Here is a 26,446-nt window from a genome sequence, read left to right on the forward strand (position 1 = left end):
AAGGTGGATCAGGATGGCGTATATTAGCGAAGACAATAAATACAGAATTCAAAAAATTCAGGCAAGAGAGATACTGGATTCAAGAGGAAATCCTACAGTAGAAGTGGATGTTCTTACGGCATCTGGCTTCGGCAGGGCAAGTGTTCCCTCCGGGGCATCCACAGGAACTAACGAAGCACTTGAGTTGCGCGACAAGGAAGAACGTTACGGTGGAAAAGGTGTACTTGACGCAGTTGATAACGTAACCACCATCATCGAGAACGAACTTCTGGGTATGGATGTGAGGAATCAGCGTGAGATCGATGCTTTGATGCTTGCCCTTGACGGCACGGATAACAAGATGGAGCTTGGCGCTAATTCAATACTCGGCGTTTCCATGGCAGTCGCAAAGGCTGCAGCAGACTCCCTGAACACACCATTATACAGGTACCTTGGCGGAGTTAATGCGTATACTCTGCCTGTTCCCACAATGAACGTGCTCAATGGTGGAAAGCATGCAGGTAACGAGCTGTCCATTCAGGAGTTCATGATACAGCCAAAGGGTGCCGAATCCTTTACAGAGGCCCTGCGCATGGGAACCGAGACCTATCATGCACTTGGCAAGGTACTGGAAGACAAATACGGTGCATCAGCCACCAATGTAGGTTACGAGGGCGGTTATGCACCTCCACTTGAGATGACCAGTGATGCCCTTGATTCACTTATCAAGGCGGTCGAAGAGGCAGGATACGGCGAAACCGAGATCACCCTTGGTCTTGATGCTGCAGCATCCGAGTTCTTTGACGGAGAGAACTATTCCATAGACGGAAAACTGCTCCAGCCTGCAGAACTTGTGGATTACTACCTTGATCTCATCGAGACCTATCCGATAGTATTGATAGAAGATCCGTTCCATGAGGAATCCTTTGAGGACTTCGCAGCCCTGACATCTGAGGCATGGGAGACCATTATCGTAGGTGACGATCTCTTTGTGACCAACGTCGAACGTCTTGCAAAGGGTATAGAAATGTGTGCAGGTAATGCACTCCTTCTCAAGGTCAACCAGATAGGTTCCGTTTCTGAAGCCCTGGATGCAGCACACATGGCAATGCGTAACGGCTACAGTGTGGTTGTAAGCCACCGTTCCGCAGAGACCGAGGATACTACAATCGCTGATATATCCGTGGCGATCGCTGCTGACCTTATTAAGACAGGAGCACCTGCAAGAAGTGAAAGAACTGCAAAGTACAACCAGCTTCTCAGGATCGAGGAAGACCTGGGAGATGTTGCACGCTACATGCAGCTCTGATCTTTCTTTTTCTTTTTAAATCTCAATCCAGAAGAGGGACGGTAAGGCTACCCTGTGGCAGGATGACTGCATAGGGTTCTTTCCCCTTATTTCTTATTTCCGCAACCGCCCTGTCAAAGGTTTCCTGTATATTTTTGTAGGGTTTGAGTTTGGCCTTTTCCAGTATATCATCGTCAAGATCCGAAACAGCCCACATTTCCGCATAGATGCCTATCTGTGCCATTTTAGCGGCTTTGTGATACCCCAGTTTGTAGCCTTCTTCTATCCTGTCCATTACATCTTTACATCTTTTTGAAGAACAGAGCAGATCAAGGAAAGTATCATCACCCACACCATCCCTGCATTTGGATACCAGGATGATGACTCCTCCTTCTTCAAGTGCCAGCTTTCCATTTTCAAGCGCTTTCTGGGACTGGTACAGGTCTATATCCATGGGGTAGGGAGCTGCCGTAAGGACAATATTGCCTTTCCTTTTGCATCTGGCACCGAATACTTCGTTTGCCTTCTCAACTGCAATATCAAAGGTCCTGAAAAGGTCACCTGCGATCATTGCATACAGTCCATGATCTGCTGTCAGTACGGTCTGTATGGAGAAGATGTTCAGGTCCTTAAGTAATTTCATAGCATCATCCATGTCTTCTGCAACAGGGTTCTCCTTTACAGCAAGGGGCTGTGCAGCGTCAGAGAGTGCATGCTTGTGGTTCATCTCGATCGTCTTATATGAAGCCACGCCCGGCAGGAATGATTTTCTCCCTCCGGTATAACCTGCAAAATAGTGAGGTTCCACGCTTCCGATGGGAATGATGTTCTTGCTTTCTTTCACCATCTTGTTGAGATACATTTCCGTGCCATTGCTTGAGATGCCAAGAAATTCCATGTCTTCATCCTTGCGGGCATCGTGCACGAATATCCTGTCCCTGAATTCGTCGTACACCTCTCCGAAAATGCACCTGAATTCCTCTTCTGTAGGTCCCCTGTGTGCACCCGTGGCAACAAGGAACCTGACATCCTTATGGTCCCTGAGGGTGTCTCTCATCTCCAGAAGCACTTTTGCTGTAGGTGTCGGTCTGGTGGCGTCATTCACAAGTATTAACAGTTTGTCGCTACCGGCTACGAAATCCTTCAGGGAATCCATCTCCACAGGGTTTTCAAGTGCTCTGGAAATTATTTCGGATTCGGTTTCCACTTCTACTTCATTAGGTTGAATAACTTCGTGATCTATGTCTACGTTCAGATCCACGTAATCTTTTCCGTAAGGTATCTTTACTTTGATAAAATCACCCTCTTGATTAAGAACAGTTCAGTTAGACTGAAACCATCCGGCCTGTATCCAACCTTTAAGAATAGATACACTTCTATTGGTTATGGTCGGGTTTTGATCCCGGTATGATTATGTCAGTGGTCAATTTCTATACAGATAAGCTTGCTTATATCATTTTTGTACTGTACATCTGAATGATATATCCGGTATGTCCGAAATGAACACTTGTGTCACAACTTTTATTTAACATAGACCAGGATTCTGAATCCTGGTGAGTATTTGATAGAACCCGCACAGCTCCTGTACTTCATTGCAGCATCCGTGGCCCTCACGCTTCTGCCGGGTCCGGATATACTTTTCGTACTGACCCAGAGCATCTCACGCGGAAAAAAGGCTGGCATGGCAACAGCAGGCGGTCTGTGCACAGGATTGTTGTTCCATACTACTGCCGCAGCACTGGGTGTATCTGCTATTCTTTATAATTCCGCCCTTGCTTTCAGTATTCTGAAGTATGCAGGTGCAATATATCTGCTCTACCTTGCATACAAATCACTGAAGGAAGATGACCGTTTCATATCTTCCGGTGTAGAGGGGGAGAAGGACCTTTCTCTTCTGTACAGGAGGGGAATATTCATGAATTTGCTGAATCCCAAGGTCTCTCTGTTCTTCCTGGCTTTTTTGCCGCAGTTCGTGAACCTGGATGCAGGCAATATTCCCTACCAGATGATATTTCTTGGTATGGTCTTCCTGATTCAGGCGCTGGTCGTGTTCTTCATGGTTTCAATGTTTGCAGGATATATCGGTGTTAAGATCATGGAGAGACCGGGGGTTGGCAGGTATGTCAACTGGGCAAAGGCAGGCATATTCTCCTTTATAGGGCTGGAGCTTGCAATTTCCGGCAGATAAGTCCTGCTTTATCTGTTTTCAGTGCACATACGAAACATATTATAAGTGGACATACCAACTATCATTACAGATTCCGGGACAATCATGTACGAACTTCAAATAGCCCTGAGGCATATCAGTGCACGCAAAAGGCTGACTTTCTTTGCAATTTTCGCCGTAGCTCTGGCCATAGGTGTAATTGTTGTTCTGATGTCCCTTATGAGTGGATTTACAGATGAGCTCATATCTACAACTGTGGAGAATTCTCCTCACATCATCATAAGTCCCCAGGAAGATGATCAGGAATTCATTCACTTTTCCGGTTATTATTCAGAAGTGATCAGAAACACTGAAGGTGTCATGGCAGTGTCCACTGTTTTTTCGGGACAGGCTGCATTGCAGTACCGGGATAACGCTGAAGGCGTGGATCTCCTGGGTATAGATCCGGTGGCAGAGAATGCTGTTGTGAATATTGAAAATGACATTGTTTCAGGGGACCTTTTTGAGATCTCAAGAACTAATAACGGTATTGTGATCGGTGACAATCTTGCGGAAGACCTTGATGTTGTCGTAGGGGACAATGTGGATGCAGTTATTCCGACAAGCGAACCAAGATCCTTCCGGATAGTGGGAATATTTGACAGTGGTACACCTGCAGATGAAAGTACTGCATATGCACGTTTTGATACCGTACAGGATTTCTTTGGTGAGAGCGGGGTTGCCAGTAACATGAACGTAAGGGTCAGGGACCCCTACCAGGCAGATGTAATCGCACAGTCCATAGAATCCGATACCGGCCTTGATGCAGTGAGCTGGATCGAGGCTAACAGTCAGATACTTGAGTTAATCAACACTCAGGTAGCAATCGTATGGGTCTTTTACGGACTTATCTATGCGATCGCAGGCTTTGGAGTTGCGAACACCCTTATCACTGTCGTAATGGACAAGAAAAAGGAGATTGGTATGTTGATGGCCATGGGCACATCCAGAGGGCATATAACAAGGATCTTCCTGCTGGAATCATTGATCCTGGGAACCATGGGTGTTCTATTGGGATGTGTTTTCGGATATCTGGGCACAGTTCTGCTTTTAGCTTACCCCATAGACATACCAAGTGAGACGTATTACGGGCTGACCACGCTTCCTCTCAAGCTGGATCCGCTTAACTTTGTCTATGCGATCATCTTTTCCTTCCTGATCAACATAGTCGCAGCCGTCTATCCTGCAAGGCGTGCCGCCCGGCTGGATCCGGTTGAAGCTATCGAAAGTGAATGATATGATCCGTATCTTTTCACTTACTTTTTCTTCTGTATGTTTTGTTCGTATGGAGACGAAATATTTTTATCCTATAATGTCGTTTGTATAATTGCGAACGGGTTTTCTAGTACCTCTCCACACAAACCAATGTCACCAACCTGTGCATTCAACCCTTCTTCCCGTTCGCACTCCTATGTTACTTTTTTGTAGTATCTTTACCAATATGCTCACATGAGAATTCTGGTAGAGACCCCCAAGTACAGTTTTCTGAAATATCACAAGGTAGGGTCTAGATTCAATATAGAGTTCTTTTCCCCGATACCGGTCCTTTTTAATTATGGATTTGTGGAAAACAGTCTGAGCGAGGATGGCATGGAAAAAGATGTTATCATCGTCGGTCCTCGTATGGAGCAGGGCACTGTTCTTGAAAGATCACATTTTGACGGTATCGTTCGTTTTACTGACGATTCGTTGCGTGATGACAAACATATAGTGTATATCGATGGCCCCTTCCCGGTAACTCTGTTCTCGCTCTACTTCCGTCTGTATGCAATGTTCAAGTTCTTTCTATATCTGTTGTTTGAAAAGAAATTAGCAAGATGCAGATTTGAAGGTATTGACTTTCCTGTCTCTACCCGGGGTTTTGAGTAGCTCCCTGCAAAGATATTCTTTTTCATTTTGCAGATATCGCCGTCACAGGGTCAAAACTGGCTGCACGCTGTGCGGGGTAGATCCCTGCAATCAGGTTCAGCAGGAAGACGGCAGTTATTATGATGAGCACGTCCAGTGGTCTTATTATTACAGGTATGTACGAAATGCCTTCCAGTGTTCCTTCGTATGCTCCCTGGGGAACCTCATAGTTGCCTATGGCAAGTGCAATAATAATGCCTGCAACTGTGCCAAGTAATGCACCTGCAAGTCCCAGCAGGCCACTTTCCATCAAAAAGATCATTCTTATATTGGATTTATTGGCACCCATTGCCATGAGGATGCCTATCTCTCTGATTTTACCCATCACGACCATGTTAAGCGTACTTACCACTCCGAATGATGCAATAAGCAGGATAAAACCCAGTGTAATGTTGTTGGATGTGCTTTCAATAGCAATGGTTCTCAGTATCTCGGGATTGGTCTCGGTCCAGCCGCTTGCATCGTAGCCTTCTGCCTGTATAGTGGATGCGACCTGTTGATCCTGATTATAGTCCACCAGCCTCAGGGATATGCCGTTGATGACATTGCCCGTATCAAAGAATCTCTGGGCCGTCTCAAGGGATGTATAGGTCAGGCTTTCATCCACTGGTGTCCCGGTATCGAATATCGCTATGACTTCCAAAGAAAGCGTATTTGCATTCGGGAACGATACTTCCACCGAATCCCCTGGCTCAACTTCGAGATCATCTGCAAGGTCGTCCCCGATCATGATGGTATTTGTGGAATATGCAAGCTCTTCAAAGCTTCCCACGATCACATCCTGTTGAACGTGGGCAACCGCCTCTTCCTCCGGGGGGATGACACCTTTAAGCGCCGCGTTATTGGTATTGTCCCTGAACTCGAAAGAAGCTTCCCCCACCAGGTATGGAGATGAAGCCACCACTTCATCCATGCTGTTTATCTTAGTGACAATGTTCTGGTAGAGGTGGATGTAGTCATCACCTTCCCGGGGCGACACTGTTACATGGGGCAGGTTGGCTACGGTCTTGTCATAGAGTTCCTGGGTAAAACCTGCCATGAACGCCTGTGAAACAAGTAAGATCATTACGGCCAGCCCGATAGCTGCAACTGAAAGTATAGTCTGACGTTTTCTTGCTACTATATGCCGGATTGCGATGAAGAGCTCGTAACGCATCCGGTGTCTACCACCTTTTCTTCAGCCTGAGAACAAAAATGGCTGCAACGATGATAACAATTGAATGGGTCCCGAGGAAACCGGGACTTTGATTTGTGGTCTCAGTTTCGTTAGTAGTATTTGTCACATTGCGTGGTGCTTCGGCTTCAATGATAGTTTCTTTGACATCAAGCAGGTCACCATCATTGCCTATGACCTCTATGCTCAACCTGTAGGTCCCTTCCGGAAGTCTTTCTTCCCATATTGCCTCTACCGTTTCGTCATCACCACTGAGAAGTATAGGGGAATCCCGGACAATGCTCTCAATAATAGTTCCACTACCATCGTTATTCATGACCGTGAATCTTACCGAACCTTCGAAGGGAACCTGTGAAATGCCATCTATGGTTGCGCTGGCACCAATTTCATCCTGATAGGTATCACTTATGAAAACATCATCCTTTGCAGTGAATTCCTGCATGGATCCAATGACATCGGATGGAGTGTACATTTTGACCTTAACCCGGCCTTTGTATTCCCTGCCGTTTTCCAGCAGTGTATTCCACTGTTCACTTACCTCCAGTGGCACTGTGTTCAGGGCAACTCTCTCCTGCTCGTTCATGTATATAACGTCAGAGCCGTCTACAAGCATGTAGTTTACATCAACGAGAACAGGCTGTACAGGAGTGATCATAAGGCTGAAACCCTCGGAATTGGCAATGAGATCATCGACAGTTACCCTCGGGATGACCTGCCTGCCATGTACAAAAGAGTAAGTATTGGTGTACAGTTCGCAGTCATCTTTCAATATCCGTACATCTACTGTGTATCTGCCGTCATCCCTGGTGTCCGTATCCCACTCGAAGACCTTTATTGCGTTTGAGCCGGGAGCAACTCTTCTGACCGGAAGCGTCTTTTCATCAAGTACTTCGCCTTCATGCTCTAGCGAGAGTTCAAGTTCCATTCCTTCAAGCTCTGTTGCGGAATATACTGTCAGGTCACCACTCTCGATGTCAGAATAGAAATCAGTGATACCTATTCCGGTATCTTCAGGACATTCCTGGGCAAGTGAGCTACCGCTAAAAGCAAGCATCAACAAGAAGGATATCAGGAAAACAAGAAAAAGTCGCATTTTCAGCAGTTTAAGCATTTTGAGGCTCCTGTAATTTAAATCAAATTTATTCAGTGATAGTATTTATAGCAATGCATTTTTATGAAGAGTACTTCTTTAAATTTTAATATAGAATAAATTACAGGATGTCTGTTCCGGAATTAAGGAATATGTATGGATGCTACAGGTGAAAAATACCATAAGATCATCGAAAGACTGGAATCACTTTCCGATCCCGGTGCAATAGAGGGAATGGCCGGTTTTGGCATAACTCCCGGGAAGGCCTTTGGTGTGTCCATCCCCGAGTTGCGCAGGCTTGCCAAGGAATCAGGCAGGGATTATGATCTGGCTCTTCTTCTATGGGAGAATAATTACCGTGAAACCCGTATCCTTGCCAGCATGATCTGTCCGCCTGATATGGTTACAGAAAGACAGATGGAAGAGTGGGTAAGGGAATTTGATTACTGGGAGATATGTGATCAGTGTTGCATGAACCTTTTTGGGAAAACTCCTTTTGCATATGAAAAAGCTAAAGAGTGGAGTTCAAGAGAAGAAGAATTCGTGAAGAGGGCGGGTTTTGTGCTCATGGCCCGCCTGGCGGTGAGTGATAAAAAAGCAGGCGATGATGTATTTGAGCAATTTTTCCCTTTTATTGTACGCGAGTCCTGTGATGCCCGCAACTATGTTAAAAAAGCTGTTAACTGGGCGCTCCGGCAGATAGGAAAAAGAAATCTGTATCTTAACTCAAAATCTCTTGAAGCCGCGAATGAACTGCTTTCAATCGACTGCAAGGCTGCGGGATGGATAGCAAGGGACGCTATCCGGGAACTAACCAATGAGAAGACTATAAAAATAATAGAGAAGAAAGCCCGGTCAAAAAAAATAAATCCGGGAAGTAAAACCTGAATTAAATCACTCGTACCTGAGCGCATCCAGTGGTTTCATCCTTGAGGCCTTCCATGCAGGATACATTCCGCCAAGCAGGCTCGTACCCACTCCGAAGAAGACTCCTTCCAGGATATAGATAATGTTAGAGAACTTCAGTATGTAGGCTGAATCGTCCATAATGAAGGAGATTATCATATAACTGCCTCCAAGGGTCAGCAAACCGCCTATAAGGCTTGCGGCAACTCCCAGGAAGAGTGCTTCCAGCAGGAACATTTTCAGTATATCCTTTCTGGATGCGCCCACCGCCTTCATGACTCCTATTTCCTTGGTACGCTCCATGGTAGACATGAGCATAACATTCAGGATACTGACGCCGGCCACAAGCAGGGAAATTGAACCGATACCCATGAGGAAAAGCGAGATTGCGTCAAAGACACTGTCGATACTTTCGGTAATCATATTGGTGGCAAAGACTGTTATGAGCTCATCTTTCCTGTTGATCCTGTCCTCGATGTCCTGCTGGACGGTTTCCAGTTCATTGATGTCATCGACTGTTATTATTGTCGAGCTGTACCCTTCGTCTTCATCCGGGTAGAGTTTTTCATACATCTCGGAAGAAGTGAATATCCCGCTGTCAGTATCGATATCAAAACCGAGTCCCCGTTCCTTTAGAATGCCGACGACCCTCAGTTTGGAATCATCAATCACTATTTTGCTGCCGACACTGATCTCCAGGTTTTCAGCCACACTTGAACCGACAACACAATCTGTGGAGCCGGATTTGAAATATCGACCTTCATCAAGCTCGGCAAGGCTCTCCAGTCCCTCTTCTTTAATATCGTAGACCGAAGCAAAGCTCTCTTCGTTCTTATATTCCACTCTTTCCCCGTGGGATCTGAGAGGGATTATCTCGTCAATACCGGCTACCTTTCTGATCTGGTCGATCTGCTTCTCGGTTATTGATTCCTCTCCGGGTGCGGGGTATATCATGAGCTTGTCACCGACATCCGCAAAGGAATCGGTAACGGACAGTTTCATGGTATTACCCAGTATGCCCATGGAGGAAATCGCGATGACTCCTATGATTATACCTATGGCTGCAAGTATTGTCCGGATGGACTGCCGTTTGAGATTTCTTCTGGCAAGCTCGGCATACATGTTATTTTTCAGGGGATCAGCAATTCTCATCACATATCACCCCGTCCTGCAGCCTTATGGTTGTATTTGAGAAATCCTCAAGCTTTGGATCGTGTGTTACAACGATAACCGTCGTTCCTGCACTATTTAGCTCCTGCAGGAGTTTCATTACACTGTTTCCTGTTTTGGAATCAAGGTTTCCGGTAGGTTCATCGGCAAGCAGGATTGGAGGGTCATTTGCCAGCGCCCTTGCTATTGCCACTCTCTGCTGCTGACCGCCGGAGAGTTCGTTGGGCTTGTGCTCTTCGTATTCCGGAGGCAGTTGTGCCCTTTCGAAAAGTCTCATTGCCTTTTTCCTGCGCTTTTCCGGAGATGTGCCATTGAATAACATGGGCATTTCCACGTTCTCAAGGGCAGTTAGTGTCTGGATGAGGTTGAACTGCTGGAATATGAACCCGATGTTGTTGCGTCTGATCGATGTTAGTCCGTTGTCATCCAGTTTCGAGATGTCCGTGCCGTTTATCAGGATCTTACCGCTTGTGGGCAGATCAAGACAGCCGACCATATTTAGAAGTGTGCTCTTTCCCGAGCCCGATGATCCCATTATTGTGACAAAGTCTCCTTCTTCAATGGAAATGTTCACCTTGTTCAGGGCGTATATTTTGTTCTTCCCGAGGGTGTAGATCTTTGTCACATCTCTGAGTTCTACAATGGGTTCTGGCATATCAGCACCGATACCTGATACTTATTCCCCGGAGGGCTCAATTTCTTCGTCTTCGAAAGCTTCTGCCTCGTCCCTGCGCTTTTTCCATGAATATCCGATCAGTGCCACAATGGCAATTGCAAATATTCCTGCAACGGCCCAGAGCGCCAGGGAACTTCCGCTATCTTCCTCGCTGTTACCTGCAAAAACCTGCTGTCCGTCTATAGCGATATTCTCTTCAATGGAAATGTAGGCATTATCAGGGTCTCTGAACTCTATCAAAACCGGGATACTGGAGACATCCCCTGACAGTACACTTGCCGAGAGTTCAAAACTGCTGAAGTCATCAGCTTCAAGGGTTCCGATAAAATACTTTGCGTAGGGCTGGACCGGAACAACTGACTCCGACTTTGGGATTGATACGATGACATTCTTTGCATCGGTTGTCCCGAAGTTGTTGAGATCTCCTGAGAATGTGTACTTGTTACCGCTTTTTTCCATCTCTATGGAGGTAAATATAAGCGAGTTCTGGTCTATGATGTCAACCTGTCTTGTGGTCTTTCCGGCATTGTGGAAGTTATCTCCGTTGAAATAGGATACAGTAAAAGATACGTTGCTGGTCTCTGAATCGGAGTTCATCGTATTCATGAAAAAAGTCGCTGTTGACTTATTTCCTCCCGGGATGGCACCGATGAATACTTCAGAGGGACTGAAGACAATACCCTCTGCCTCGGGACTAACAATCACACTATTTACTTCATTCGGTCTCTGATTCACTACTTCTACATTCACAGAAGATACTTCGTTCATCAGGGTGGACGGCAGGTCGGATATGATAAGCTTCAGGTCCCTGTCATCTATCTTTACGGGTATCCTGGAATTGAAGTCATACGCAGTACTCCCACCGGTAATTTCAAGGTCAAGGAAATGAACTCCATTAGGTGCATCATCTTTGGCCTTTACGTTGAACGTAAGCTCAAGTGTGTCTCCAGGTCCTACAAGACCTACATCCGTATAGCTTTCTCCAAGTATTTCAATAACCTCATTCCCCTCAATTGCTGCATTGGCAATATATGCATTCTTTTGCATTGTTATCGTTATAGTCCCGGTATCTCCGGGCATCAGGACTTCAGGTTCCATTGAATAGCTCAGTGTGACCGCCGGTGTTATCTCAGTATCTGCAAGAGCAAAAGAGGAACAGGCAGCCAGAATCAAAAAGGCTGCCATGATAGTTTTTACAATCGTTTTCAAATTAATGCACCGAATATTCTCAATTGGTATAGTGTATAAAGGATGTATATTATGATAGGTACTCCCACGGTGATTGCCGCATCTTTAACGGACAGATTCCTGGAATGTACCATTGCGAATATCCAGATGTTTGCACTCTATAGTAAAAACAGTATCCCTATGATTCCAGATATCTGCAGGGAAGGGTCGGATAAGAGTGCTTCCTGCAGAAGCTGGGGATCCTGAGTCGACCAGTCGATATTTGAATATACCCTGGTAGTGAAATAGGTGCCTATCAAAGAGCTTGCTATTGAAGGTATGAATCCGTAGGATACGAACTCAAGTACCTTTTTAAAGTCGCCTTCACCGTTGAATACCATTGATATCAGGTAGAATATTCCACTATAGATCACCCACATGACAAAGGCCACAAAAAAAGCAACAATTGCTCCAATAGCTGCTCCGATTCCTGCAAAAGCTGCAGCTTCTTCCGGCAATGCTCCCATGACCCCTTGTGCAATTATAAAAGCACTGGCTGCTGATATGATAGCTAATATAGCTATTATTATCAACGGAGTCTTAAATTCAACTTTCTGATCACTTCTTTTCTTGAAAAACCCATTCGGGTCAGTAAGTACTTCCAGCATTTTTTACCACGTCCATTTGTTCAGACACAATGTCTCTATAATCAAACTTGACGATTTATAGTCGAACCTTTTCATCATCTATATATTTATACTTTTGCCTGTTTCGGGGATTTTTAGCCAGATTTCTCCAAATAAAGTATTTATATTTTCAAACATCTCTTCTTTTATCGGAAAATTAGCAACTTCCAGGAGTGCTTCCGGTCTGTATCCTGAATTCCGGGGAAAATATGGGTGAAGAGAATAAAGGCTCAGGAGAAAATGAATCCGTAATAGAACTTGTTGATCTGTGCAAGAGCTATCAGGTGGGTGATATGGAGGTCCCTATCCTGAAAAGCATAGATCTCTCTGTTAAAAAAGGCGAATTTGTTGCCATCATGGGTCCGTCAGGTTCGGGCAAAAGTACTCTTATGAATATGATCGGCTGTCTGGACAGGCCTACCTGCGGCAAGGTTGTTGTGATGGGCAAGGATGTCAACCAGCTTTCAGAGGTTGAGCTTGCAAGACTGCGTGGCTTTGAGATCGGCTTTGTGTTCCAGACATTCAATCTGGTTCCGAGGCTCAGTGCCATCCAGAATGTTGAACTGCCTACATATGCCAACAAGAAGGAGGGAATTGATGGCAGGAAAAGGGCGCAGGAACTGATCGAACTTGTAGGATTACAGAATCGTATGAACTACAAACCCACAGAACTTTCCGGCGGTCAGCAGCAGAGGGTGGCAATAGCAAGGGCACTGATCAATGATCCTTCTCTTATACTTGCCGACGAACCCACCGGAAACCTGGACTCGAAGACCGGTAACGAGATTATGAATATTTTCACTGACCTTCACGATAAGGGAAGAACTATCATCATGATCACACATGACCCGGAGCTTACAGGATATGCGGATCGTGTGGTCCACTTAAGAGACGGAGTAATAGGTGCAACATAAGGAGGAAACATGCTGAATTCATCAGTTCCCGGAAAGATTTTGAAATACGCAATTAGTTTTGCAATTATACTTCTCTTATTGAGTATGCCTGCCACAGCAGCAGAGGGCGCGGACCTGCAGGTGAGCATACTGCGTTATGAACCCATACCCGCCGAGATCGGGGAGTATGTCACTGTCTGGGTAAAGTTGGAAAACCTGGGTTATGCGAGAGGTGACGATGTCAAGATCCGCATGGTTCCCGAATACCCATTCTCTCTTGATTCCCAGAGCAATGCCATAAAGGAAATAGGCATACTGACGCCTGATAATGCGGCAGTTGAAGAATTCCGTCTTTTTGTGGATAACGATGCCAGGGAAGGTATAGAGACCATCGAGGTATGGTATCAGGAAGATACGGACAATACCTGGTATAAAGAAGAGTTTGATATCCAGGTCGGCTCCACGACCTTTGACAGCAGGGGCAATGTGCAGCTTCAGGGCAGTCCTGGCATAGAACCCGAGGTCTTTATGCCCGGTGACCGTGGGACAGTGCAAATAATGCTTATGAATATGGCCACCACGAATACCGTGACAGTGGATGGTGAGGAATATGATACGAATGCGCGTGTCCAGTCCGCAACCCTTGAGGCTCCGGAAGGGATAGTAGTTACCACGGACACTTATTACGGTAACGGGGTAATAGGACCGGGTGAGTCTCTCAACCTGACCTATAATGTGATGGTTGAGGATGATGTGGAGGATGGTACATACTATCTGCAACTCTCAACCGTAGGAAGCTCACATGTCTATAACAACAACTGGCGAATTCCGCTCGAGGTAGACTCCTCTGCGGTAAGAGTTATTCCCTCGACCCCGCTCAGGATCGAGGATGGTGAAGGGACCATCGAGTTCGATGTGGCCAATATTCATCCCAATGTGCTTTCATCGGTAAGCATACAGCTTGAGGCGGAAGGCTTTGAATTCTCCCCGGCTGAATACTTCATAGGCACGATGGATCCCGATGAGTTGTTCACAATAGAATTTGATGCGAATGCCATTGACCCGGAAGATGAACTCTCCTCAGAGCTTGTCATAAGTGCGGACTACAGGAACGGAATGAACGACCATGGCAGTGTTGTAAATGTCCGGGAGATCGAGCACGCACTGGTTGAGGAAGACAATCAGCTGGGTATTGCCATCGGTGTCCTGATAGTGGTGGCAATAGCTGTTGCAGGATATATGATGTATCGCCGCAGGAAGGAAAAAGAAGAATAAGGTGCTGGCTTAATGCTGAGTCTGAAGCAGTCTCTGGAGATATCTCTGGGAAGTATCGGCAGCTCCAAACTGAGGTCTGCACTTACTACCCTTGGTATTATCATAGGGGTTGCTGCGGTCATTGCCAATGTATCACTGGGAGCAAGTTTCAATGAGTTCTTTAACGACGAGATAGGTGCAGTGGGCTCCAACTTCATTGTTATCTATAGTCAGAATGATAATATCTTTTTCGAGAACCAGCTTGAACTGATAAGGAATACACCCGGGGTTGTAGGTGTGTCTCCCATAAATCAGCAAATGGCCCAGGTTACCTACCTTTCGACCTCGCGTCAGATAGATATTCAGGGAGTGAACTCTGACTATGCCGAAGTTGCTAATTTTAATATGGATTCAGGTACCTTTCTTGATGATAACGACCAGTATGTGGCAGTACTGGGTGCCGAGGTTGCGAATGAGAAATTCGACAGGAAGATATCCGTAAAGAATCCGATTGAAATTACCTTCAGGCGAGAGGATGGTGGAGTAATTACACAAAAATTCATCGTCAAGGGCGTGGTCCAGGATCCAAACACAACCTTTGCCCAGACAGGGGTCGAACCCGAGATCCGCATTTTCATTCCCATCGATACCATGAATGAGATACTGGGTGTTGACTACTACGGTGGTTTCTTCGTAAAAGCCGAGAGTCTTGAAGCCGTGGGTCCGACAGGTGAGGAAATAGATAAACGTCTGGCACGCAGTCTGGGGGTTCCCAGCAGGGACCTTGAGAATGATGATGCGAAGCCCTATGTTCTATTCGATCAGCTTGAGATATTAGAGCAGACCAATCAGCTCTCAACCGCACTTACGGCTTTGCTGACCTCGGTTGCACTCATTTCATTGATAGTTGGTTCCATCGGTATCATGAACATCATGCTGGTGACAGTAGCTGAGAGGACAAAGGAGATCGGACTGCTCAAGTCTCTGGGCTACACAAAAAACGATATACTGGCACTTTTCATTATCGAGTCAATGGTAGTGGGGCTGATTGGCGGAATACTCGGGACTGCCATGGGTATAGGGGCGGCACTTATTGTTAATAATTACCTGGAACTACCCAATATCTTCCCGGTTGAACAGATATTTATTGGCTTTGCGGTAGCCATTATAGTCGGCCTGATAGCAGGTGTATATCCTGCCAATAAGGCAGCTAACATGAATCCGGTAGAGGCATTGAGGAAGGAATAAGTTCACTATGATAGACATCAGGCAGGCATCTGGAATTGCAGTCGGAAGCATCAGGAGTGCAAAACTGCGCTCGACCCTGACCACACTGGGGATAATCATAGGTGTGGCTGCGGTTGTTGCCAATGTCTCACTTGGTACGAGTTTCAACCAGTACTTCACCGATGAGCTCGGCTCCCTTGGTTCCAATTTCATTATCATCTACAGTCAGGATGTCAATATCTTCTATGACGAACAACTTGAGGTCATACGGAATACTCCCGGAGTGGTGGGTGCATCGGCCTTTAACCAGCAAACAGCAGCGGTTACCTATCTTTCGGCTACGCGCCAGATTGATGTCCAGGGGGTGGGAGAGGATTCACAGGACATATCCAACCTGGTAGTGGATGAGGGTAATTTCCTGACCGATAAGGACAGGTATGTTGCTGTTCTTGGAAGGGAGGTTGCCGAGGAGAAGTTCGATAAGGAAGTGTCTATCAAGAACTATATTGACATAACCTTCCGCAGGAACGATGGCAGCACCGTCACCCGTAAGTTCCGGGTCAAGGGAATACTCGAAGGTGAGGACAATACTTTCGTACAGGGTGGTCCTGACAGGGATGTGAGCATCTATATTCCAATCGATACCATGAATGAGATTCTTGGGGTCGAGGATTACAGTGGTTTTTCCGCCAAGACAGAATCAGCGGAAGATGTCAGGGAGGTTTCAGAACAGGTGGATAAACGGCTTGCAAGAAATCTCGGTGTTTCCGCACGTGAACTCGATAATGAGGATGCAAAACCATATCGTATCTTCGACCAGGCTGATATTCTGGAACAACTGGATTCTCTTGCAAATTCCCTCACGATACTGATCACGGTTATCGCACTTGTGGCTCTGATAGTCGGCTCTATCGGTATCATGAACATCATGCTTGTAACCGTAACCGAGAGAACAAAGGAGATCGGACTTTTCAAGGCATTGGGTTTTACAAGGTCCGATATTCTGACTCTTTTCATGCTGGAATCGGTAATTGTCGGAATAATAGGCGGTATTCTTGGCACACTTCTGGGAATGATCGGTTCTTTTGCTGTTGAAACCTACCTCGATATTCCCAGGGTGTTTCCACCTTATCTTATACTTCTGGGCTTTTTCATATCCTTTGTCGTAGGACTTGTGGCAGGTGTGTATCCTGCAAGCAGGGCTTCCAGACTGAATCCGGTGGAAGCTTTGCGACATGAATGATGCTGGTCATTTATAATCTACCTTTTTTTGGCTAACCTGTCGATTTATAGAAATGCTTAAGTACTTTTAGCATGTAGTCTAATTTGTCGATAAATAGTCAGGTTTTACGACGAAAACTAGAGGTATATTAATGGTTGGCAGTAGTTTGAATGGTTCGGATTCGGATTCCATATGGAATGTAATTACAATAAATGGTCTGAAAAAGAGTTACCAGCTTGGTGAGATGGAAGTTCCCATTCTCCACGGTATCGATCTCAATGTTAAAAAGGGTGAGTTTGTCGCTATCATGGGTCCTTCCGGTTCAGGCAAAAGTACTCTGATGAATATGATAGGATGTCTTGACAGACCGACAGGCGGCAGTGTCCGGTTGATGGGAAAGGACACTGCTTCCATATCGGATAATGAACTTGCGGAACTGCGTGGTTTTGAGATTGGCTTTGTTTTTCAGAACTTCAATCTGATCCCACGCCTGAGTGCATATGAGAATGTGCTTCTCCCCACCTATTCAAACTCGAAGAAGAATATCGATGCAGCACAGAGAGCAAAGGACCTGCTGACTCTGGTAGGTCTTGATGACAGGCTGCATCACAAGCCAACCGAACTTTCCGGTGGGCAGCGCCAGAGGGTTGCAATAGCCCGCTCGATGATAAACGACCCTTCCCTGATACTTGCGGATGAGCCTACGGGTAATCTGGATTCAAAAACAAGTGAAGAGATCATGGGGATCTTCTCCGAACTTCACGGTAAGGGTTGTACTATTGTTATGATCACACACGATCCTGAGATGAAAAAATATGTGGACCGGGTCGTGCTGATAAGGGATGGAAAGATCGAAAATAATTGAAGTGGTTGATATGGCTGAAATAAAAGATTCTATTCGGAAGATTATAGGTTCAATACTTTGTATCGGATTGTTATTCTCTGCACTTATGGCCCCTGCATCGGCAGACTCGGCTGCAAATCTCAAGGTGGATATTATAGAATACGATCCGTTCCCTGCACAGATCGGTGAATATGTTGATGTGTCTGTAAAGGTCGAGAATATCGGTTATGGCCGTGCGGATGCAGTATCCATGAAACTTGAGCCCGAATATCCTTTCTCTCTGGACTCAGAAAAGAATGCGATAAAAAAGGTTGGTATTCTTTCACCCGAAGATGCTGCGGTAAAAGAGTATCGCCTCTTCGTGGATGATGGCGCCAGGGTCGGTACAGGCAGCGTTGACATATATTACCAGACCGATTCAGGCGACACATGGTTCAGGAAAACCTTTGACCTGAAAGTCGGCTCGGCTTCATTTGACAGTAAAGGCACTTTACAGCTTGATTCTGTGACAAGCGATCCTGAAGTTTTCATGCCGGGTGACAGAGGTACAATAAGTTTTACTCTTACCAATACCGCGACAAGCAACTCTGTGACTATAGATGGTGTCGAATATGACACAAATGCCAGGGTGCAGTCTGCGGTTCTGAAAGGTTCTGAAGGTATAGAAATCAAAAGTGACAGTTACGAAGGTTCCGGTGTGATCGGTCCCGGTGATTCCCTATCTTTAAGTTACAATGTTGAGGTAAGCGAAGAAACCGGGGATGGTACATACTATCTTCAGCTCTCGACGGTGGGAAATTCCTACGAGTATAACAGCAACTGGAGAATCCCCCTCACAGTTGATTCTTCAGCAATTAAGGTAATACCTTCAAAACCACTGGTAATCACGAATGGTGAAGGTAGTTTCGAGTTCGATGTGGCTAACATGCATCCCAATACACTCAACTCAGTAAGTGTAAGATTGTATTCTGATGAACTTAATTTTGCCCCTGAGGAGTACTATATAGGTTCAATGGATTCGGATGAGCTGTTCACCATTGAGATCAAGGCAACAGGTGACGGTGAAAAGGAAGCCTATCCTGTATCAATTGAGGTTGAGTACAAAAACGGGATCAACGAGCATGTAACCGAAATAGGTAGCCGTGAAGTGACAACGGTCTCCGAGAATGAAGGCGGTAACAATACTGTTGCAGCAGGTCTGGGTATAGCTGTTTTGCTGGGACTACCTGCTGTGTTCCTGTACAGACGCAGAAAGCAGAATAACTGATGGAAGTTTCAGGTGGATTCACTATGCTCAGCCTAACACATTCCGTTAAAATGGCACTGGGTAGTATCGGCAGTTCTAAAATGAGATCTGCACTTACCACCCTTGGTATTGTCATCGGTGTTGCAGCGGTGATCGCCAATGTTTCTCTGGGAGCGAGTTTCAATGAGTTCTTTACAGAGGAAATAGGTTCGGTGGGTAATAATTTCATTATTGTAGAAGGTAAAAAATCCAATCTTTTCCATGATAGTGAATTGGAACTGATAAAGAATACCCCCGGAATAACCGGTGTCTCTCCTTTAAGTCAGGAGGTAGCCGAAACCAGGTTCATCTCCACTACCCGACAGATACAGGTACAGGGTGTTTCCCAGGATTATGAGCAAGTCGCGAACATCGAAATGGAGTCCGGAAGTTTCCTTGATGACAATGACAAATACATGGCGGTTCTGGGACATGATGTAGCCTATGAGAAATTCGATAAGAAGATATCGGAAAAGAATACCATTGAGCTGACGTTCACAAGAGCGGACGGCGAGGTTGTGACCCAGAAGTTCAAGGTCAAGGGTATAATACAAGATCCCGATACCACCTTTGTTCAAAGCGGTATCGAGTCCGATGTCAGGATATTCATCCCCGTTTCAACCATGAACGAGATCATGGGAGAAGATTACTATTGGGGATTCTTTGCGGCTGCATCAAGTCTGGAATCCATAGATGATGTTACTGACGAACTTGATAAAAGGCTTGCAAGGGACCTTGGTGTTTCATCCAGGGATATTGATAATGAAGATGCAAAGCCATATGCCCTGATGAACCAGGCCGAAATACTGGAAGAGGTCGATCAGCTGTCTGCTGCCCTTGGATCTCTGCTTACTTCAGTTGCGTTGATCTCACTGATCGTGGGTTCCATTGGTATCATGAACATCATGCTGGTAACCGTTACTGAAAGGACAAATGAGATAGGTATCATGAAATCCCTGGGTTACAAGAATCATGAAGTACTTTCCCTGTTCATTGTGGAATCAATGGTAGTGGGACTGATCGGAGGTGTACTTGGCACAGGTCTTGGGGTACTTGGTGCCTATCTGGCAGACAGTGCCATGGGACTGCCGTATATCTTCCCTCTTGACCTGATCTTTGTGGGAATGTTCGTATCGATCATCGTAGGGCTGCTTGCAGGTGTATATCCTGCCAACAAGGCTGCAAAGATGAATCCTGTGGACGCGTTAAGACATGAATGAAATTAGAGTTGAGGAGTTAATATGATAGACAGTCTATTTATCGGAATTCCCTTTCTGATGGTCTTTCTCTTCTTCGGGATAGGCATAGTAGGGACCATTTTCTGGATATGGATGCTCGTGGATTGTGCCATGAAAGAACCCTCACAGGGTAATGATAAGCTGATTTGGGTGATCATAATCCTCTTTACCCATCTCCTGGGAGCTTTACTGTATTTCTTTGTGAGAAGGCCACAAAGGATTCGGGAATATGGCAGATAAGGATCGTCTGATTCCGCTTTAAAAGCTGGAATGATCAGATATTTAAAATTGATTCGTAAAAACATTGGATTTATTTACAGAGAGACAACAATGCGTGAACAAATAGGTGCACTGGCGAATTTCGTGAACGTTGCTTTCAGGAAGCAGACCTACCTGAATATTCTGTATTTGCTGTTCACATTTCCCCTTGGTACCGCTTACTTCGTATTTCTGGTAAGCGGCCTGTCACTGGGATTCAGTCTGGTGATCATATGGGTAGGCATTCCCATACTCATACTGATATTCCTGGCCTGGTGGGAAATTGCATCATTTGAACGTCAGCTTGCGATATGGCTTCTGGATGTGAATATATCTCCAATGTCCCGGGGTCCGGCTACTGATGACAGTATTGTTGGCAAAGGTGTGAAAAGATTGAAGAATCCCGTTACATGGAAATCCCTGCTTTATCTTATCCTGAAATTCCCCATGGGTATCCTGTCCCTTGTGGTTACGGTAGTTCTTATAACATTGACACTGAGTATGGTGCTGTCTCCGGTATTGTATCACTTCAGTCCCATATACATTGGCCCGTTCCTGGTAGATACTCTGTCTGAAGCTCTTGTCACGGCAGTTATAGGCATATTTGTGGGGATTGTTTCATTGCATCTTATGAACCTGCTTGCAGAGCTGGCCGGTCATATGGCAGTGTTGCTGCTTGGAAGTTCACAGGGGAATGGCAGAGAGGTTTCTGAGCAGGAAAACTAATCTTTATTTTTTAGAATTTGACAGGTTTAGAAAAAAGTAGCTACTGCTTACCGGCTTTTTCATTAAGCTTCTTATAAAAGTCCAGTATCAGTTGTGTTTTTTCATCCTCAAGATTGAGACGGAATGTACGTATCTGCTTTCCCAGAGGTTTCTCGATAACTATCCCGCTTTTAATGAGTGGGGATATAACCCTTGCCACACTGGAATGGGAAAGGCCTGTCTCTTCTGCAATTCCCGAAAGATATGTTGACTCGTCCCGGTGTGAAATCAGGTTTTTCAGAACGGTCATCTGGGCTGTCTTTCCAAAAATCTCTTCCAGCGCATCCATTTTAATCTTTACTAAGATATTCGGTTATGGATTATAAGGTTTTCTTTTATTCGGACAGCCGGTCTAATCAAGATATAAGCTCTTTGATATTTGGAAAGGTTTTAATAGCATCATCAGGGTATTTATATTGATAATTCCAGGTAGTATTATCATGGATACGGAAAACATTGACCCCAAAACCCTTGCACTCATGGAAGAGAACCCCGGTATAAGCACCGCAGAGATTGCCAGCTCTCTTGATCTGGATGAGAGCATAGTGCAACAGAGAATCGATTTCCTCAGTGATACCCGTGAGAAGCTGCTCATAGTTGATGAGGAGCTGGATGCCCTGACCGCACTCAGGGTGGCACTGGAATCTGAGGGCTATAATGTGGTTGTTGCTCTGGATGGCTTTGAGGGACTTGAAAAGGCAAAGACTGAAAACCCCGATGCTATCCTGCTTGACATAATGATGCCAGGAATGGATGGATTTGAAGTCTGTAAGCGCTTGAAGTCAGACCCTTCCACAAGGCACATACCTGTTATCATGCTGACGGCAAAAGGCGAGACCGACGACAAGGTAGAGGGACTTGAACTGGGTGCGGATGACTATGTGACAAAACCTTTCAACCTGAAGGAATTGAAGGCCCGCATAAGGACCGTGCTCAGAAGAACTAAGTTCTGAATCTCTCCTTCGATAAATAATCATTTCATCCCATGCTGGATAAAAAAAGTAGATGGAACCTTATAGTATTTGCAGTGATAGTACTGCTTCTTATCGGCTCAATCGTCTTTTTCTGGATGAGGGCCAATGTTGAGGTAAGATCCATCGTAGAGGATCAGTATCAGAACCAGCAGTTGATCCTTACACAATATATTTCTTCATCCCTTGAGGAGCTGCTCAATGAAAGAGTGCTGCTGCTGGAGGTGATGGCCAGGAACGAGCAGGGGGTACCTGAGGACCTCTTTGTCTCGGATTTCGAAACCATCTATAAGGCGGCCGAAATATATCACGTACTCGAGTTCATCGATGCCAATGGTACGGTCGTATCCGGCTATCCTTCGGAAAATGTACCCTATGGCTACAATCTCCATGAGAACAACAATGAATGGGCTTTTGAAGAAGTGAGAAGGACCGGTGAGGTATATATTTCCGAGCCCAGGATGACAATGGAAGGCATCTATGGCTCCTTTGTATGGGTTCCTGTTTTCGAGGATGGTGAGTTCAGGGGTACGATCTTTGGAATTGTTTCCGATGAGAACATTATCCGCCAGTTTGATGCAACGTCAAACAGCTCGAACTCTGTTTATCTGCTCAACAGTGAAGGTGAGATAATCTATGATCAGTCTGGCACCTATGAGAAAGGTACTGACTACTTCGATTACATCAGTGGCTATGAAGTAGAGCGTCTGGATATAGTCCAGGCCCAGATAAGCGGTCAGGAAGGAAACGGAAAGTACCCTGATACAGGCTCGGATCAGGGCCAGGATATTCTTATTTCATACTCCCCTGTTTCATGGTACAATAAGAACTGGTCCCTGGGTCTTACAAGTCCGGGCAGTGCTGTTGACAGGCTGATCGTATCTGTTTATGTGAAGCTCTTTACCGTTGCAGGCCTTTCAGTGCTTTTCATACTCTTTCTGGGATCACAGGTCTACTTCATACTGCTTAACTGGAACAGGAGCCTTGAAGATGAAGTGGAGAAAAAGACTCATGAGCTCAAGCAGTCCAACGAGTCCCTGATAGCTGCAAACCTGAAGCTCAAGGAACTTGACAGGTTAAAGACCGAATTCCTGTCCATGGTTTCCCATGAACTGAAGACACCTCTTACGGCGATGAAAACTTCCAGTGAGTTCCTGCTTGAGGAAAAATGTGATCAGGATACGAGAAAGCAAATGCTTGCCCTCATTAACAGAAATGTTGACAGGCAGGCCAGAATGGTGGACGACCTTCTGGATATCTCAAGGATAGAATCCAACCGGATGAATTTCGAGATGGAGAACATCAACCTCGGTGAGGCCCTGGATCATTCCCTGGAGAATATCTCAAAACCCGCCCGGGATAAGAACATTGATATCAAAGTAAACATGCCTGAGCCTGCTCCGAAGGTGTACGCCGATAAGGACAAACTCATCCAGGTATTTGTCAATCTGCTCAGTAATGCCGTCAAGTTCACTCCGGTCGGTGGGGAGATACGCGTATCTGCAAAAGAGCTTGCCGCAAAAATAGAGGTAAGTGTGAGTGATAACGGTATTGGCATCGATCCTGAGAATCTTGAACATATATTCGATAAGTTCTACCAGATCGACAGCACTTCTACGCGCAAAGTAGGCGGATGCGGCCTCGGCCTTGCCATAAGCAAAGGAATAGTCGAGGGCATGGGTGGCTCCATCAGAGTTGAAAGTGAAACCGACAAAGGCAGCACATTTATCTTCACACTTCAGAAAGCGGATTACAATCTGAATAATGATGATTTGAATAACAGAGAATGAATAAAGGAGGAATACTATGCTGGTAACAACAACAAACGATATAGATGGTAAGGAAGTCGAGATAATAGGTGTGGTTTTCGGAAACACTGTCCGTGCAAAGCACCTTGGAAGTGACATTGCCGCAGGCCTGAAGAACCTTGTTGGCGGTGAGCTGAGAGGTTATTCGGATATGCTTGCACAGGCCAGAAAAGAGGCTCTTACCCGGATGATCGACCAGGCAAAGAATATGGATGCAGATGCCGTTGTGAATGTAAGGTTCACCACATCACAGACAATGGCGGGTGCTGCAGAGTTGCTCGCATACGGTACCGCAGTAAAGATCAAAAATGCCTGATATGTTTCAATAGCGACATATGGGAACTGTGAAGCTGAAGGTGCTTCCTTTTCCTGGTTCACTTTTTAGATGCATTTTTCCGCCAAGCATTTCAACAAGTTCATAGGCCAGGGATAACCCGAGCCCTGTTCCGTTATATCTCCTGTTAAGGGATGAATCCGCCTGGCAGAAAGGCCTGAACAATTTCTGCTGCTCTTTTTCTGAGATCCCGATTCCGGTATCAATTACGGATATTCTGATAAAATCCCGGCCAAAGGATGAGACTTTTACAGTTACATCTCCGCCAGGAGGGGTGAACTTGATTGCATTATGGGTGAGATTATAGATAATAGTCCGGACCTTATCTTCATCTGAATATATTTCATCAATACTATAGTTGATGTCAAATCTCAGGGTCAAGTTTTTCTTTTTTGCAACAGGCATCAGGAAACTCTCGATCTCATTTATCACAGCAGCGAATGAGAAATCATTTTCCACAATCTCAAGTGTTCCGTTCTCGATCTCACAAAGGCTTATCATGGAATTTACCATTTTGAGCAGCTGGTCTCCACTATCTTCTATTACCTTTGCATACTTTCTTTGTTCTACTGTCAGTGAACCTGAATTATCTTCATGCAGAACCTGTGAATAGCCTATTATGTGGTTGAGCGGTGTCCTGAGCTCATGGCTGATCGTGGATATAAATTCCTTTTTAGTCCTGTTTGCGTTTTCAGCTATGAGTTTGGCCATTATAAGTGTCTTTTCAGCTTTTTTCCTCTCAGTGATATCTTCTCCTGATGTCAGAAGACCTTTTATATTCCCGTTCTCGTCATCTAATAGGATGTTGTGCCACTGAAAGGTCCTTATTCCTCTATCCGGTATATAAACGGATGACTCGAAATGCTGGGGTAGGTCAATTTCCCTGTTCATCACTTTTCTATATTTCTCAATTTCTTCTTCTCTTGAATACTCCGGGGAATAGATATCGAACCAGTTTTTTGAGAGGGCTTCATCTTCCCTGAAGCCGAGCATCTCGCATCCTTTTTTATTTATAAGGTTGATGTTTCCCTCCCTGTCTATCATAAGTATTGCTACGGCTACGACATCAAGATATTTCTGTGCAATGTCTCTTTCTTCCTTGAGTCTGGACTCGACCTGCTTGAGTTTTTTGATATCCACCATCAATCCGTTTATTCCGACTACTTTTGATTCCTTTATGATCGCACGGGATGTTGTATGCACATAGCCGATATCGCCCGATTTTTTGATTATGCGGAACATGTAAGGCTTTTTTTCTCCGGAGATTGTCCTTTCGATATCTTTCAGGAGTCCGGGAAGGTCTTCCGGGTGAACATGTTTAGTAAATGGTTTTCCGAGAACCTCTTCTCTTTTGTATCCGGTAATATTCTCAATAGCAGAATTAAGATACATGAAAACACCATTTTCATCCACTGCAAAAAGTACATCATTGAGATTCTCAAGTCTTTCTTCGTAAAAGTTACGGGTTAGCTGCAGTTCCAGTTCCCTGGATTCCAGTTTCCTTTCAAGATCGAGGATATGCTTTTCCAGCAGCTCTTTATCATTATTGCACTTCGGCCTTTCTTCGCTACCGGTGCATGAGTATTGAGGTTCCATGTATGAACAAAAATCCTTTTTTATCTTTTTGTTTCTTTAATATTAAAACTATTTATAATTTTGTTAGAAATTTTGTATATGTGTATGTCATAAATCCATAAATAAGCTTCAGGGTAGCTTTTTTAAAGAATAATCTTACCTGAATAGAATAAAATATAGTGATATTTATTTAATTATACCAATCGACTGATATTCTATTATCTGTTTTTATCCGATAATAAAGTTAATTTCGTATGGTATTCAATATAGTCTCTGACAAAAGATGAGATTTTCAGTGTCATTAAAATGAGTTCAGGTCAAATAAGAAAAAAATCTCTTATATGAGATCTGTTTTACCTTACTTATTGGCCTTATTTATGAGAATACACGCCGAGGTTGGGATTCGAACCCAAGCACTCCTCCCGGAGAAACCGGTCTCGAGCCGGTCGCGTTTGGACTCCGTGACTTTTCCGTCATCGGATTAGTCCGCTCTGCCACCTCGGCACGTTGCTTCTGATAGTT

General features: G+C 45.1%; 26 protein-coding genes and 1 tRNA gene. 17 read left to right on the forward strand and 10 right to left on the reverse strand.

Annotated elements, in window-relative coordinates; translation table 11 throughout:
* Positions 1-13: 13 nt before the first annotated feature.
* Positions 14-1,288, forward strand: coding sequence for a phosphopyruvate hydratase (gene eno, locus HWN40_RS02270; protein WP_176964238.1), 1,275 nt, complete (start codon positions 14-16; stop codon positions 1,286-1,288).
* A 22-nt stretch (positions 1,289-1,310) separates the two neighbouring features.
* On the opposite strand, the gene HWN40_RS02275 is transcribed toward eno, so the two are convergent.
* On the reverse strand, positions 1,311-2,561 hold the full coding sequence (locus HWN40_RS02275) for a nickel-dependent lactate racemase family protein (protein WP_176966239.1): 1,251 nt from the start codon (positions 2,559-2,561) through the stop codon (positions 1,311-1,313).
* 267 nt (positions 2,562-2,828) lie between these two features.
* Here HWN40_RS02275 and HWN40_RS02280 point away from each other — a divergent pair, with 267 nt between their 5' ends.
* The 3 genes from HWN40_RS02280 (at position 2,829) to HWN40_RS02290 (ending at position 5,342) form a co-directional block, all read left to right on the forward strand.
* Positions 2,829-3,455 (forward strand): LysE family translocator, encoded by a 627-nt coding sequence (locus HWN40_RS02280; protein WP_176964239.1) that lies wholly within the window; start codon positions 2,829-2,831, stop codon positions 3,453-3,455.
* A gap of 84 nt (positions 3,456-3,539) precedes the next feature.
* Positions 3,540-4,709, forward strand: a complete 1,170-nt coding sequence (locus HWN40_RS02285; RefSeq protein ID WP_176964240.1) for an ABC transporter permease — start codon at positions 3,540-3,542, stop codon at positions 4,707-4,709.
* A gap of 213 nt (positions 4,710-4,922) precedes the next feature.
* Positions 4,923-5,342 carry an inorganic diphosphatase gene (locus tag HWN40_RS02290; protein ID WP_176964241.1) on the forward strand — a complete coding sequence of 140 codons (420 nt, stop codon included), beginning with the start codon at positions 4,923-4,925 and terminating at the stop codon, positions 5,340-5,342.
* Positions 5,343-5,364: 22 nt separating this feature from the next.
* Here the strand turns inward: HWN40_RS02290 and HWN40_RS02295 are convergent, their stop codons facing one another.
* On the reverse strand, positions 5,365-6,537 hold the full coding sequence (locus HWN40_RS02295; protein WP_176964242.1) for an ABC transporter permease: 1,173 nt from the start codon (positions 6,535-6,537) through the stop codon (positions 5,365-5,367).
* Between the two features lie 7 nt (positions 6,538-6,544).
* Positions 6,545-7,666, reverse strand: a complete 1,122-nt coding sequence (locus HWN40_RS02300) for a hypothetical protein (RefSeq protein WP_176964243.1) — start codon at positions 7,664-7,666, stop codon at positions 6,545-6,547.
* A gap of 135 nt (positions 7,667-7,801) precedes the next feature.
* Here HWN40_RS02300 and HWN40_RS02305 point away from each other — a divergent pair, with 135 nt between their 5' ends.
* Positions 7,802-8,533, forward strand: coding sequence for a DNA alkylation repair protein (locus HWN40_RS02305; protein ID WP_176964244.1), 732 nt, complete (start codon positions 7,802-7,804; stop codon positions 8,531-8,533).
* Between the two features lie 6 nt (positions 8,534-8,539).
* Here the strand turns inward: HWN40_RS02305 and HWN40_RS02310 are convergent, their stop codons facing one another.
* The 4 genes from HWN40_RS02310 to HWN40_RS02325 form a co-directional block, all read right to left on the reverse strand.
* Positions 8,540-9,703: an ABC transporter permease gene (locus HWN40_RS02310; RefSeq protein ID WP_176964245.1), complete on the reverse strand. Its 1,164-nt coding sequence runs from the start codon at positions 9,701-9,703 to the stop codon at positions 8,540-8,542.
* A complete protein-coding gene (locus HWN40_RS02315; RefSeq protein ID WP_176964246.1) occupies positions 9,690-10,376 on the reverse strand; it encodes an ABC transporter ATP-binding protein in 687 nt (228 codons plus the stop codon). The genes HWN40_RS02310 and HWN40_RS02315 overlap by 14 nt, the downstream gene beginning before the upstream one ends.
* A 21-nt stretch (positions 10,377-10,397) precedes the next feature.
* Complete coding sequence (locus HWN40_RS02320) at positions 10,398-11,606, reverse strand: COG1361 S-layer family protein (RefSeq protein ID WP_246275956.1); 1,209 nt, start codon at positions 11,604-11,606, stop codon at positions 10,398-10,400.
* Positions 11,607-11,743: 137 nt separating this feature from the next.
* Positions 11,744-12,232 (reverse strand): Yip1 family protein, encoded by a 489-nt coding sequence (locus HWN40_RS02325; RefSeq protein ID WP_246275957.1) that lies wholly within the window; start codon positions 12,230-12,232, stop codon positions 11,744-11,746.
* Positions 12,233-12,459: 227 nt separating this feature from the next.
* Between HWN40_RS02325 and HWN40_RS02330 the strand changes: the two genes are divergently transcribed.
* From HWN40_RS02330 to HWN40_RS02370, 9 genes are all read left to right on the forward strand, one after another.
* Positions 12,460-13,164 (forward strand): ABC transporter ATP-binding protein, encoded by a 705-nt coding sequence (locus HWN40_RS02330; RefSeq protein WP_176964247.1) that lies wholly within the window; start codon positions 12,460-12,462, stop codon positions 13,162-13,164.
* Positions 13,165-13,173: 9 nt separating this feature from the next.
* Positions 13,174-14,418 carry a COG1361 S-layer family protein gene (locus tag HWN40_RS02335; RefSeq protein ID WP_176964248.1) on the forward strand — a complete coding sequence of 415 codons (1,245 nt, stop codon included), beginning with the start codon at positions 13,174-13,176 and terminating at the stop codon, positions 14,416-14,418.
* 12 nt (positions 14,419-14,430) lie between these two features.
* On the forward strand, positions 14,431-15,645 hold the full coding sequence (locus HWN40_RS02340; RefSeq protein ID WP_176964249.1) for an ABC transporter permease: 1,215 nt from the start codon (positions 14,431-14,433) through the stop codon (positions 15,643-15,645).
* Between the two features lie 7 nt (positions 15,646-15,652).
* On the forward strand, positions 15,653-16,867 hold the full coding sequence (locus HWN40_RS02345; RefSeq protein WP_176964250.1) for an ABC transporter permease: 1,215 nt from the start codon (positions 15,653-15,655) through the stop codon (positions 16,865-16,867).
* A 130-nt stretch (positions 16,868-16,997) separates the two neighbouring features.
* Positions 16,998-17,711, forward strand: coding sequence for an ABC transporter ATP-binding protein (locus tag HWN40_RS02350; protein WP_176964251.1), 714 nt, complete (start codon positions 16,998-17,000; stop codon positions 17,709-17,711).
* Between the two features lie 10 nt (positions 17,712-17,721).
* Complete coding sequence (locus tag HWN40_RS02355) at positions 17,722-18,957, forward strand: COG1361 S-layer family protein (RefSeq protein ID WP_176966241.1); 1,236 nt, start codon at positions 17,722-17,724, stop codon at positions 18,955-18,957.
* A gap of 23 nt (positions 18,958-18,980) precedes the next feature.
* The gene (locus HWN40_RS02360; protein WP_176964252.1) at positions 18,981-20,195 is read left to right on the forward strand and encodes an ABC transporter permease; all 1,215 of its coding nucleotides are present in this window, start codon (positions 18,981-18,983) and stop codon (positions 20,193-20,195) included.
* Between the two features lie 21 nt (positions 20,196-20,216).
* Positions 20,217-20,453 carry a PLDc N-terminal domain-containing protein gene (locus HWN40_RS02365; protein ID WP_176964253.1) on the forward strand — a complete coding sequence of 79 codons (237 nt, stop codon included), beginning with the start codon at positions 20,217-20,219 and terminating at the stop codon, positions 20,451-20,453.
* A gap of 90 nt (positions 20,454-20,543) precedes the next feature.
* Complete coding sequence (locus HWN40_RS02370) at positions 20,544-21,197, forward strand: sensor domain-containing protein (RefSeq protein WP_176964254.1); 654 nt, start codon at positions 20,544-20,546, stop codon at positions 21,195-21,197.
* A 40-nt stretch (positions 21,198-21,237) separates the two neighbouring features.
* Here HWN40_RS02370 and HWN40_RS02375 read toward each other — a convergent pair whose 3' ends face one another.
* Positions 21,238-21,525, reverse strand: coding sequence for a MarR family transcriptional regulator (locus tag HWN40_RS02375; RefSeq protein ID WP_176964255.1), 288 nt, complete (start codon positions 21,523-21,525; stop codon positions 21,238-21,240).
* Positions 21,526-21,676: 151 nt separating this feature from the next.
* Between HWN40_RS02375 and HWN40_RS02380 the strand changes: the two genes are divergently transcribed.
* The 3 genes from HWN40_RS02380 to HWN40_RS02390 are packed head-to-tail and all read left to right on the forward strand — an operon-like array spanning position 21,677 to position 24,331.
* Complete coding sequence (locus HWN40_RS02380; RefSeq protein WP_176964256.1) at positions 21,677-22,189, forward strand: response regulator; 513 nt, start codon at positions 21,677-21,679, stop codon at positions 22,187-22,189.
* Positions 22,190-22,221: 32 nt separating this feature from the next.
* Positions 22,222-23,997, forward strand: coding sequence for a sensor histidine kinase (locus HWN40_RS02385; RefSeq protein ID WP_176964257.1), 1,776 nt, complete (start codon positions 22,222-22,224; stop codon positions 23,995-23,997).
* A 16-nt stretch (positions 23,998-24,013) separates the two neighbouring features.
* Positions 24,014-24,331, forward strand: a complete 318-nt coding sequence (locus HWN40_RS02390; protein WP_176964258.1) for a YbjQ family protein — start codon at positions 24,014-24,016, stop codon at positions 24,329-24,331.
* Positions 24,332-24,337: 6 nt separating this feature from the next.
* Here HWN40_RS02390 and HWN40_RS02395 read toward each other — a convergent pair whose 3' ends face one another.
* Entirely contained in the window at positions 24,338-25,945 is a 1,608-nt protein-coding gene (locus HWN40_RS02395) for a PAS domain-containing sensor histidine kinase (RefSeq protein ID WP_176964259.1), read from the reverse strand.
* 367 nt (positions 25,946-26,312) lie between these two features.
* Positions 26,313-26,428 (reverse strand) — tRNA-Ser (locus HWN40_RS02400).
* Positions 26,429-26,446: the final 18 nt, after the last annotated feature.

The organism is Methanolobus zinderi, from assembly GCF_013388255.1.
Lineage (GTDB): Archaea > Halobacteriota > Methanosarcinia > Methanosarcinales > Methanosarcinaceae > Methanolobus > Methanolobus zinderi.